Source organism: Sphingomonas sp. (assembly GCF_025362505.1).
Lineage (GTDB): Bacteria > Pseudomonadota > Alphaproteobacteria > Sphingomonadales > Sphingomonadaceae > Sphingomicrobium.
In genome coordinates this window covers 1-10,672 of the sequence record NZ_JANYGG010000073.1, presented here as the reverse complement: position 1 = coordinate 10,672, position 10,672 = coordinate 1, and the positions used below count along the sequence as shown (strand labels likewise).

The 10,672-nt window shown below is 66.4% G+C and carries 10 protein-coding genes; 4 read left to right on the top strand and 6 right to left on the bottom strand.

The features are described 5' to 3' along the window. Positions 1 to 2,198, top strand: a 2,198-nt coding sequence (gene topA / locus Q0R27_RS07125) for a type I DNA topoisomerase (protein ID WP_293942804.1), incomplete at its 5' end; no start/stop codon positions are given. Here topA and Q0R27_RS07120 read toward each other — a convergent pair. From Q0R27_RS07120 to Q0R27_RS07095, 6 genes are read right to left on the bottom strand one after another with little or no spacing between them, the layout of a single operon-like run. After that, the gene (locus Q0R27_RS07120; protein WP_293942802.1) at positions 2,195 to 2,941 is read right to left on the bottom strand and encodes a HesA/MoeB/ThiF family protein; all 747 of its coding nucleotides are present in this window, start codon (positions 2,939 to 2,941) and stop codon (positions 2,195 to 2,197) included. The two genes, topA and Q0R27_RS07120, sit on opposite strands and share 4 nt — an antisense overlap. A gap of 10 nt (positions 2,942 to 2,951) precedes the next feature. Next, the gene (dut, locus tag Q0R27_RS07115; RefSeq protein WP_293942800.1) at positions 2,952 to 3,389 is read right to left on the bottom strand and encodes a dUTP diphosphatase; all 438 of its coding nucleotides are present in this window, start codon (positions 3,387 to 3,389) and stop codon (positions 2,952 to 2,954) included. Further along, a complete protein-coding gene (gene coaBC / locus Q0R27_RS07110) occupies positions 3,386 to 4,612 on the bottom strand; it encodes a bifunctional phosphopantothenoylcysteine decarboxylase/phosphopantothenate--cysteine ligase CoaBC (RefSeq protein WP_293942806.1) in 1,227 nt (408 codons plus the stop codon). Before coaBC ends, dut begins: the two co-directional genes overlap by 4 nt. After that, the gene (locus tag Q0R27_RS07105) at positions 4,603 to 5,652 is read right to left on the bottom strand and encodes a hypothetical protein (RefSeq protein ID WP_293942798.1); all 1,050 of its coding nucleotides are present in this window, start codon (positions 5,650 to 5,652) and stop codon (positions 4,603 to 4,605) included. Before Q0R27_RS07105 ends, coaBC begins: the two co-directional genes overlap by 10 nt. Before the next feature lie 8 nt (positions 5,653 to 5,660). After that, a complete protein-coding gene (gene ubiB / locus Q0R27_RS07100) occupies positions 5,661 to 7,193 on the bottom strand; it encodes a 2-polyprenylphenol 6-hydroxylase (protein WP_293942796.1) in 1,533 nt (510 codons plus the stop codon). Then, entirely contained in the window at positions 7,190 to 7,921 is a 732-nt protein-coding gene (locus Q0R27_RS07095; RefSeq protein ID WP_293942793.1) for a class I SAM-dependent methyltransferase, read from the bottom strand. Before Q0R27_RS07095 ends, ubiB begins: the two co-directional genes overlap by 4 nt. A 47-nt stretch (positions 7,922 to 7,968) precedes the next feature. Here Q0R27_RS07095 and mutM point away from each other — a divergent pair, with 47 nt between their 5' ends. The 3 genes from mutM to dnaA all read left to right on the top strand — a co-directional run. Beyond that, the gene (mutM, locus tag Q0R27_RS07090; protein ID WP_293942791.1) at positions 7,969 to 8,778 is read left to right on the top strand and encodes a bifunctional DNA-formamidopyrimidine glycosylase/DNA-(apurinic or apyrimidinic site) lyase; all 810 of its coding nucleotides are present in this window, start codon (positions 7,969 to 7,971) and stop codon (positions 8,776 to 8,778) included. A 153-nt stretch (positions 8,779 to 8,931) separates the two neighbouring features. Continuing rightward, positions 8,932 to 9,195 carry a 30S ribosomal protein S20 gene (gene rpsT / locus Q0R27_RS07085; protein ID WP_293942789.1) on the top strand — a complete coding sequence of 88 codons (264 nt, stop codon included), beginning with the start codon at positions 8,932 to 8,934 and terminating at the stop codon, positions 9,193 to 9,195. A 364-nt stretch (positions 9,196 to 9,559) separates the two neighbouring features. Next, positions 9,560 to 10,672: chromosomal replication initiator protein DnaA (dnaA, locus tag Q0R27_RS07080; protein WP_293942787.1), on the top strand; the 1,113-nt coding region annotated here is incomplete at its 3' end.

Sequence of the window (10,672 nt, the reverse complement as noted above, 5' to 3'; positions counted from 1 at the left end):
CGCACGTCGAGCGGGTAACCTTCAACGCGATTACCAAGACGGCGGTACTGGCGGCGATGAAGGCGCCGCGCGCGCTCGACGAGGATCTGATCGACGCCTACCGGGCGCGGCGTGCGCTCGACTATCTCGTCGGCTTCACGCTGTCGCCGATCCTGTGGCGCAAGCTTCCCGGCGCGAAATCGGCGGGCCGCGTGCAATCGGTTGCGCTCCGCCTGATCGTCGACCGCGAACGAGAGATCGAGCTGTTCCGCGCGCAGGAATATTGGTCGGTCAGCGCAGGTTTCGAAAGCGACGCGACCCCGTTTACCGCGCGGCTGGTCGGGCTCGACGGCAAGAAAATCGAGCGGCTGTCGATCGGCGACAAGGGCGCGGCCGACGCGGCCAAAGCGGTGGTCGAGGCGGGACACTTCACTGTCGAGTCGGTCGAGACCAAGCCGTTCACCCGCAACCCGCCACCCCCCTTCACGACCTCGACGCTGCAGCAGGAGGCGGCCCGCAAGCTTGGCTTCGCAGCGAGCCACACGATGCGCCTTGCCCAGTCGCTCTACGAGGACGGGCTGATCACCTATATGCGGACGGACGGCGTGCAGATGGACGGCGAGGCGATCTCGGCCGCGCGCCGCGCCATCGCCGATCGCTATGACGCTGGCTACGTCCCCGACAAGCCGCGGATGTACACGGCGAAGGCCAAGAATGCGCAGGAAGCGCACGAGGCAATCCGCCCAACCGATTTCAAGCGCCAGGCGGGCGGGAGCGGTGACCATGCACGGCTTTATGGGCTGATTTTCAACCGCGCGCTGGCGAGTCAGATGGCGTCGGCGAGGCTCGAACGCACGACGGTTGAACTGTCGGACGGCGCGGGGCGGGCGACGTTGCGGGCGACCGGGCAGGTCACCTTGTTTCCGGGCTATCTCACGCTCTACGAAGAGGGCCGTGACGACAAGGCCGACGACGAGGAGGCGGCCAAGATGCCACTGCTCAAGTCGGGCGACGCGCCCGCCAAGCGCTCGGTCGATGCGGTGCAAAGCTTCACCCAGCCGCTGCCGCGCTATTCGGAGGCGAGCCTCGTCAAGCGGATGGAGGAGCTCGGCATCGGCCGACCATCGACCTATGCGGCGACGCTGCAGACGCTCAAGGATCGCGAGTATGTGAAGCTCGAAAAGCAGCGCTTCACCCCCGAGGAGAGCGGGCGCTTGGTCACCGCGTTCCTCGAGCGCTTCTTCGAACGCTACGTCGATTACGACTACACCGCCGGGCTCGAGGAAGGGCTCGACGATGTGTCGGGCGGGCGCACGGGGTGGCAGGCGTTGCTCGAGGCGTTCTGGAAGGACTTCAAGCCCAAGGCGGGCGAAGTGATGGAGCAGAAGCCGAGCGAGGTCACCGCCGCGCTCGACGAGTTCCTCGCGCCGTTCCTGTTCCCCGACAAGGGCGATGGCTCGGACCCGCGGCTGTGCCCGCTGTGCGGGACGGGGCAGCTCGGGCTTCGCGGGGGCAAGTTCGGGGCGTTCGTCGCCTGCTCCAACTATCCCGAATGCAAATACACCCGGCAGTTCGGGCAGGGGGGGGATGCTGCCCCGAGCGAGGGGCCGCAGGACATCGGCAACGGCATCACGCTGAAGAGCGGGCGGTTCGGGCCTTACCTCGAGCGCGGCGAGGGCAAAGAGGCGAAGCGGGCGTCGATCCCCAAGGATGTGCCGATGGAAGGGCTGACGCTCGAGACCGCCGTGCAGCTGATGTCGTTGCCGCGCGAGATTGGGGCGCATCCCGAGACCGGGGCGATGATCTCGGCCTCGATCGGTCGCTATGGCCCGTACCTGGTCCATGACGGCAAGTACGCCCGGCTGTCGTCGACCGCCGAGGTGTTCGAGACCGGCATGAACGCCGCGGTGGCCAAGCTCGCCGACGCGGCGGCCGGGGGCGGTCGGCGGACCGGCGGGCGCGAGCCGCTGGCGGTGCTCGGCGTGCATCCGGTGAGCGGCAAGGAGCTCAAGGTGATGGAAGGGCGCTTCGGGGCCTATGTCACTGACGGCGAGACACATGCGACGCTGCCCAAGAGCGCCGATCCCAAGGCGGTGACGCTCGACGAGGGGGTGGTGCTGATCGACGAGAAGGCGGCGAAGGGACCGGCCAAGGGCAAGAAGAAGGTCGTCAAGAAAAAGGCGCCGGCGAAAAAGGCGGCAGTGAAGAAGAAGGCCTAGCCGCAGGCCTTGCACTCCGGATCTGCGGGCAGTCGCATCGTGCGCCACTCCAGCGCCGCGCCGTCGAACAGGATCAGCTTCCCCGCCGCATCGGGCTCGATCCCGACGATCGCGCGGATGGCGACCAGCGCGGCGTATTGGCCGACCGTCCCGACCAGCGCGCCGAGTACGCCCTGTTCGGCGCAGGTGTCGCAGTCGTCCGCGTCGAACGCGTCGCCGACGAAGCAGCGGTAGCAAGGCGCTCCGGCAACATGGCCCCTGAACAGTCCAACCTGCCCCTGGAACTGGGCGGCGGCGGCGGAGACGAGCGGGATGCCAAGGCGGACGGCGGTGTCGCTGACAATCAGGCGGGTGGCGAAATTGTCGGTCCCATCGAGGATCAGGTCATGCCCGGCGAGCAGCTCGGTGGCATTGCCCGCGTCGATCCTGCACGAGATAACAACGACGTCCACGAACGGGTTGAGCGCGTTGACAAATTTCCCGGCAAGAACACACTTTCCGTCGCCGACCTGGTCGCTGCGGTAGAGCGGCTGGCGCTGGAGGTTCGACAGCTCGACCGTGTCGCCGTCGATGATCGTCAACCGACCGACGCCGGCACCGGCCAGCGCCGGGATCACCGCCGACCCGATCCCGCCCGCGCCGACGACGGCGATGCGAGCGGCCTTCAACCGCTGCTGCCCCGCGCCGCCAAACTGGCGCAGGACGATGTGCCGGGCGTAACGGTCCAGTTCCTCGTCGGTCATCGCGCGCCCATCATCGGCCAGTACTGCCGAAGCCTCCGTGGCCGCGGTCGGTCGCGTCGAGTTCCTCGACCTCGTCGAACCCGGCCCGGGTCACCGCTGCGGGGACGAGTTGCGCGATCCGCTCGCCGCGCCGCACCGGGAACACCTCGGGCCCGTGGTTGATCATCAGCACTTTCAACTCGCCACGATAGTCGCTGTCGATCGTGCCGGGCGTGTTGGGGACGGTCACGCCGTGCTTGAAGGCGAGGCCCGAGCGCGGGCGGACCTGGATCTCGTAGCCATCGGGGATGGCGACCTTGAACCCGGTCGCGACGGCGTGGCGCTCACCTGGCGCGAGGTCGATGTCCTCGGCCGCGACAACATCCATCCCGGCCGCGCCGGGGGTGGCGTAGGCGGGCAGGGGCAGCCCCTCGCCATGAGGCAGGCGGGCGATCTGGATGCGGATCATGCGAGTTGCGTCTTTGCGTTCAGGGCTTCGATAATGCGAGCGATCAGGCGGCGCGCGATGGCTTGCTTGGTGCCGGCCTCCCACGCTTCGTCGCCGGTGGTGGTGATCAGGTGAACCTCGTTGTGGTTGCCGCCCATCACGTCGCCCGAGACGTCGTTGGCGACGATCCAGTCGGCGCCCTTCGCGGCGCGCTTGGCGGTGGCGTTGGCGACAAGGTCGTTGGTTTCCGCCGCAAAGCCGATCAGCAGGCGGGGCCGCTCGGGCGATTTGGCGAGAGTCGCGAGGATGTCGGGATTTGGGGCGAAGCTCAGCGTCGGCGGGCCGTCGCCCTTCTTCAACTTGACCGGCGAGGACGCGACCTTCCAGTCGGCGACCGCCGCGACGAGGATCGCGACATCGGCGGGCAGTGCCGCCTCGACCGCCGCGGCCATTTGCTCGGCGGTCTCGACATCGATCCGTGCCACGCCGCCGGGTGTCGGCAGCGCGACCGGCCCGGCGATTAGCGTCACGCGCGCGCCAGCCTCGGCGGCGGCGGCGGCGATCGCGAACCCCTGCTTGCCCGACGAGCGGTTGGCGATGACGCGAACGGGATCGATCGGTTCATGAGTCGGCCCGGCGGTGACGAGGATATGGGTTCCCGCCAAAGGACCGGACAGCAGCGGTGTCGCGATTTCGCCCGACACGAACGGGAAACTTTGTTCGATGAAACGGGCGATTTCGGTGGGCTCGGCCAGCCGCCCCGGGCCAAACTCACCGCACGCCATCGCGCCGTCGTCGGGTTCGATCACCGTGATCCCATCGGCCTTCAGCCGCGCCAGATTGCGCTGCGTCGCGGGATGGAGCCACATCCGCACATTCATCGCCGGTGCGACGACCACCGGCTTGTCGGTCGCGAGCAGCAGCGTCGTCGCGAGGTCGTCCGCCACCCCCGCCGCCATCTTCGCCAGCAGGTCCGCCGTTGCCGGACACACCAGCACGATGTCGGCCGCGCGTGACAGCTGGATGTGCCCCATCTCGCTCTCGTCCTTGAGGTCCCATAACGAGGTGTAAACCGGGCTCTCGGCCAGTGCCGCCAGCGTCATCGGCGTCACGAAATGCGCTCCGCCCACAGTAAGGACCGGGGTCACCTCATGCCCGCCCTTGCGGAACAGCCGGATGAGCTCGCTCGCCTTGTAGGCGGCGATTCCTCCGCCGACGATGAGCAGGACGCGGCTCACGCCAATGCTTTGGGCGCGGGGCGAACGAGGTCGCGCAGCGCGGCCGGGACGAACGCGAGTCCAACAAGCGAGAGGGGCGCCGCCATCATCGCCCAATAGAAGGTGTCGGCCCGCGCGAAAAGGGCGATGAGCACGCCATAGCCGCCAATCACAAGCGCCGGGGGTAATGCCCAGTCTGCCGGGATCGACCACCACCCGAACCAGGACAGGATCAGCAACGCGCTCGCCAGCGCACCGGGCAGCATCCCGAGCGGCGTGACGGTCGCCAACGCCCGAAGAAAATAGCTTGGTCCCATCATTCCCGCCCAGCCCGGCGAAACGAGATCTTCGGGCCGGACCACCGCCACGACTTGATATGCGTGCAAGACGACCACGACGCCAAAGACAGCGATTGCAGCGAGCCACGCCAAGGCTTCTCGCCGGCGCCCGGTTATCAGCGCGATCGACGCAATCCCTACGATCGCCAGAGCGGCGAGTTCGCGGAACAGCATCGCGGCCAGCCCCGACAAGATTGCGGCCGGAAACCATTTGGGGCGATTCAGTGCGATGGCCAGCGCGATCAGCATCGCCGACCAGCTTTCGCCGAACAGTCCTGACGTCGGCTCGATCACCCCGATTATTCCGACCCATAAGAGGAGCAGGGCGAAAGCCAGGATCGGGCGCGGCAGTTCGGGCCACAGCCTCAACCCCCAAGCCATGAAAACCGCAATTCCAAGCACCGATTGCACAAGATGGATCGCCCGGTCGCCAAGCATGACCTGAAGCCACGTCAGCGTCGGGAGGCGGAAGGTAATGAACGGGCGGAGCGGATAGTGACCTTCACGCAGCGATGCGGCGGCGGCAGTGTAATAGCCGTCGCCGGCGCGGACTCTGGCGACGATCGCTCGGTAAAGCGCGGCGTCGGTCTGCCCGACTTCGGCCGTGCGCAAGGTCGGTCCGGAAGAGGGCCTCGTCGCTAGAATCGCCATGCCCAGCATCGCGACGGCAAGCAGCGCCAGGACGGTTGCGCGTGGCCCGCTGCTCCAGCCGGAAAAGCGGGTCCGCACGGAGAATTTCAGGACAATAACAGCACGGCAGCGGCACCACCGACCGCGGCCAGTATAGCAACCACGGCATAGCCAAGCAGCGGCGGGCGCGTGATGACCGCGACTTCGACGAGCGGCGGGAGCGGGGGCGCGGCGCCCTTCGCCGGCAACAGCACATCGAGGCGCTTGATCAGTTCGGGGATGAGCTTGGCGGTGCGGACGAGGTCGACGATCGAGTCGGCGGCGAAGGCCTCGGGCCCGAGCTCGCCACGCAGCCATTCGCGCAGGAACGGCTCGGCGGCTTCCCACATATTGATGTCCGGATCGAGCGCGGTTGCGACGCCTTCCTCCATGACCATCGTCTTTTGCAGCAGCAGCAGATGCGGCTGGGTCGGCATGTCGAAATCACGCGTGATCGCGAACAGGCCCTCGAGCATTCGACCGACGCTGATCTGCTTGACCGGGAGCCCGCGGATCGGCTCTCCGACAGCGCGGAGCGCGGTTGCGAATTCGGCGACGTTGTGATGCGCGGGGACGTACTGGGCCTCGAAATGGATTTCGGCGACGCGCTGATAATTGCCGGTGATGAGGCCGTACAAAATCTCGGCGAGCCACATCCGCGCGCGGCGGTCGATGCGGCCCATGATGCCGAAGTCGATCGCGGCGAGGCGGCCGTCGGGCAGCGCGAACAAATTGCCCTGGTGAAGGTCGGCGTGGAAGAAACCGTCGACCACCGCCTGCCGCAGGAAAGCGCGGATCAGGATCGTCGCGAGCGCCTTGGGGTCGTGGCCGGCGGCGATGAGCTCGTCGCGGCGGGCAAGCTTGATGCCGTCGATCCATTCGAGTGTCATCACGCGGCGGGCGGTGCGGCTCCAGTCGATCTCGGGGACGTAGAAGCCAGGTTCGGCGACCATCGTTTCACGCAGTTCGGACGCACTGGCAGCTTCGCGCTGGAGGTCGAGTTCGCGGCGTGTCCACTGCTTGAAGTGCGCGACGACCAGCCGTGGGCGGAGGCGCTCGGCCTCGCCGCCGAGCAATTCGACATGCGCCGCAGCCCACTCATAGGTCTCGAGCGCGCGGGCGAATTCCTCCTCGATGCCCGGGCGGAGCACCTTGACCGCCACGGTGCGGCCCTCGGTCGTGACCGCCTTGTGGACCTGCGCGATCGACGCGGCGCCGACGGGCACTTCGTCGATCGACTGAAACAGCGATTCGAGAGGGGCGTCGAGCCCCTTCTCGATTGCCTTGCGGATTTCGGAAAAGGCGACGGGGGGGAGCGAATCCTGAAGCTGGATGAGATTCTTCGCGGCGGCTTCACCGACGAGGTCGGGGCGCGTGGCGAGCGCCTGGCCAAGCTTGATCGCGGCGGGGCCGATTGCCTGGAGCGCGGCGGCATAGTCGGGCTCGGCGGGCTGGCGAAGGCCGAAGCGGGCGAGGCGGAGCAGCTGGCGGACCGCAGTCGGGGTCAGCGGATCGCGTTCGATCCCCTGCAGCGCCCCATGGCGAGCAAGCGTGCGGCCCCATTTAAGCAGCCGCCACAGGTGCGTGACCGAAGTGGTCAAATTTTCCAGCCGCTGTGGATGGCGACGAGCCCGCCGAGGATCGGTTCGACGCGGGTTTGCAAGAAGCCGGCGGCGCCGATCATCCGCTCAAACTCTGGCATCTTCGGGAAGCGGCGGATCGACTCGACGAGGTAGCGATAACTGTCCTCATCCTTCGCCACGACCTTGCCAATCTTGGGAATCAGGCGGTCGCCAAATTTGTCGTAAAGCTCCCCAAAGCCCGGCCACTCGGTGGTCGAGAATTCGAGGCAGAAAAAGCGCCCGCCGAAGCGCAGTACACGGTGAGCCTCGCGCAGCGCCGCGGGAATGTCGGTGACGTTCCGGATCCCGAACGCAATCGTGTAGGCGTCGAAGCTCGCGTCGGCGAAGCTCAACTGCTCGGCATTCTCGCGCTGCCAGACGAGGCCGTCGATGCCGCGCTTTTTCGCGCGCTCCATGCCGACGGCGAGCATGTCGGCGTTGATGTCGCTGACCGTGACCAGCGCCCCCCGCGCCGCCATTCGAAAGGCAATGTCGCCAGTACCGCCGGCCATGTCCAGAATCGCCTCTCCGCCGCGCGGTTTTACCTTCTCGACGAAGCGGTCCTTCCACAGCCGGTGCATTCCGCCCGACATGAGGTCGTTCATCACGTCATAGTTGCGCGCGACCGACGTGAAGACCGAGCCGACCCGGCGCGTCTTTTCCTCGGGGCTGACCAACTGCTCGCCGAAATTCACCGTATCCGTCATGGGGTTCGCCTCTAGCGGGCCGCGCACCGCTTCGCCATAGCGGGCGCATGCCGGAATTGCCCGAAGTCGAGACCACCGTTCGCGGCCTGCGCAAGGTGCTCGAGGGGCGGCGGCTGACCCGGGTCACGCCGCGCCGCGCCGACCTGCGCCGCGCGATCCCGCAGGATCTCGGCCAGCGGCTGACCGGCGCGCGCGTTACCGCGCTTGGCCGGCGCGCCAAATATGGCCTGATCGATACCGATCGCGGGGACACGCTGATCTTTCACCTTGGTATGTCGGGGCGGTGGCGGATCGACCCGCAGGATATCGGCAAGCATGACCATCTGCTGATCGAGACCGATGACGATCACCGCCTGTCGCTCAACGATCCGCGACGATTCGGCTCGCTCGACCTGCTGCGAACAGAGCATGTCGCGACTTGGCCCACGTTTGCAGCGATCGGCCCCGAACCGCTTGGTAGCGAGGTTACCGGCAAGTGGCTGAAGTCACGCTTCGAGGGCCGGACCGCGGCGGTCAAGCTGCTCCTCCTCGACCAACGGATCGTCGCCGGGCTCGGAAACATCTACGTCTGCGAATCGCTGTTCCGGGCGGGGATCGATCCGCGCAAGCCGGCGGGGAAGGTTTCGCGCAGGAAGCTCGACGCGCTCGCCGAGTCGATCCCGGCGGTGCTCATCGACGCCATCGCGGCGGGCGGGTCATCCTTGCGTGATTTCGCCGCGCCCGACGGAGAACTCGGCTATTTCTCCGAGAACTTCGACGTCTATGGCCGCGAGGGCGAAACGTGCCCCTGCGGCGGAAAGATCGGGCGAATCGTACAGGGCGGGCGTTCGACCTTCTTCTGCCCGGCCTGCCAGTGATAAGCGGCCTGCCCGCGATAAGCGGCCTGTCACCGCCAGGTCACGCCGAACGGTTGACGAATCCGCCCCGCCTGCGTAGGAGGACAATACGTCGGCGCGGCCCTCCGGGTTCTGCGCCGCCTTTTCATTGAACCATAGTTTGAGGTCGATCCGATGGCGAATACGCCGCAAGCCAAGAAGCGCATCCGTCGCAACGCCGCCCGCGCCGAAGTGAATGGCGCGCGCGTCAGCCGCATCCGCACCTTCATCAAAGCGGTCGAAAGCGCGCTCGAGACCGGCAACAAGGACCAGGCCGCGACCGCGCTCAAGCAGGCCCAGCCCGAGCTGATGCGCGGCGTCGCCCGCGGCGTTATCCACAAGAACACCGCGAGCCGCAAATTCTCGCGCCTGACCAAGCGGGTCTCCGCGCTCGGCTAGACCCGATCCGGGACATTTTTGGGATCCAAACGGGTCGTCGGATAATTTCCGGCGGCCCGTTTCCGTTTCGCTTCAGAAATAAGTCAATGAATCCGGCGATTCGTTTTGTCGGCTTTGGACCATCTTTCGTAGAACATTGGTTTTCCGCCGTTTTCTGAACTTCATTAGGAAAATCCGTGTCAAGCGGGTTTATTTCATCTCGATGAAAAAACCCGCTTGAAAGCCGCCGCGCAGACTCGCAGAACTGCACGACCGGGTGCGAATCTGCGCCGGGGGGCATTGAAGAACCAGCACACCAAACGCGGCGACTCGGGTCGGTCGTGGCTGTCCTGCTTTGCCAAAAAAGACTCGGAGGGCTCGATCAGTGCAGCGTAGTGAGGAGAGCGTTCGGCCGTCCACCGTCACAGATCCGATAGCTGCTCCGCTCGACGCTGCGTGGGAGTCGATTCGCGCCGGGTTGCGCCGTGATCTGGGTGCGCGGACCTACGACGGTTGGCTTAAGCCGGCTGAGATTGGCGATTTCAACGCCGACTCGGGCGAGCTCGCAATCTCGATGCCGAGCCAGTTCATGGCGGACTGGGTCCGCTCGCATTTCGGCGACCGGCTCAATCTCGCCTGGCGCGCGACGCTTCCGCTGGTGCGCGAAGTGCGCATCGTCGCGGCGGCCGATGCGCCCAAACCGTCGCCGCTGCTGATTCTCGAAGAAATTCCTGCGGCGCCCGAACCGGCGCTGGCGCGCGATCCCAACGCGCCCAATTTCGACGCGCGCTATCGCTTCGAGACGTTTATCATCGGCAAGGCCAACGAAGTCGCCGCGGCCGCCGCGAAGACGCTAGCGACCGCCGACAATGTCGCGTTCAACCCGCTGTTCATCCATGGCGGCACCGGGCGCGGCAAGACCCACTTGCTCCACGCCATCGGCCAGGCGTTCCTGAGCGCTCGTCCAGCGGCTCGCGTGGTCTCGATGTCGGCCGAAAAATTCATGGTCGAGTTCGTCCGCGCGATCCGCGAGAATGACACGATCGGCTTCAAGGGTCGTCTGCGCTCGGCCGACCTCCTGCTGATCGACGACGTCCAGTTCATCGCCGGCAAGGATTCGACCCAGGAAGAATTTTTTCACACGATGAACGAGATCATCACCGCGGGGCGGCGGCTGGTAATCACCTCGGACCGCGCGCCGCAGGACCTCGACGGGATCGCACCGCGCATTCTCTCCCGCCTGTCGTGGGGGCTCGTCGCCGATATTAATCCGGCCGATTACGAACTCCGCCTCAACATTATCGACTCCAAGCTCGTGTCGCTGCCCGGGGTCGTAATGCCGCGCGGCGTGATCGAGTTTCTCGCCCGCCGTCTGACCGCCTCGATCCGTGAACTCGAAGGCGCGCTAAATCGCATTGCCGCTTATGCGGTCATGACCGGCCGCGCGATCGACATCGCCTTTGTCGAAGAGGTGCTTGCCAATGTGCTGCGCGCCAAC

Excerpts from the sequence above, each read along its gene's own strand:
- mutM (WP_293942791.1), top strand. The coding sequence starts at position 7,969 with ATGCCGGAATTGCCCGAAGTCGAGACCACCGTTCGCGGCCTGCGCAAG.
- Q0R27_RS07120 (WP_293942802.1), bottom strand. The coding sequence starts at position 2,941 with ATGACCGACGAGGAACTGGACCGTTACGCCCGGCACATCGTCCTGCGC.
- rpsT (WP_293942789.1), top strand. The coding sequence starts at position 8,932 with ATGGCGAATACGCCGCAAGCCAAGAAGCGCATCCGTCGCAACGCCGCC.
- Q0R27_RS07095 (WP_293942793.1), bottom strand. The coding sequence starts at position 7,921 with ATGACGGATACGGTGAATTTCGGCGAGCAGTTGGTCAGCCCCGAGGAA.
- dut (WP_293942800.1), bottom strand. The coding sequence starts at position 3,389 with ATGATCCGCATCCAGATCGCCCGCCTGCCTCATGGCGAGGGGCTGCCC.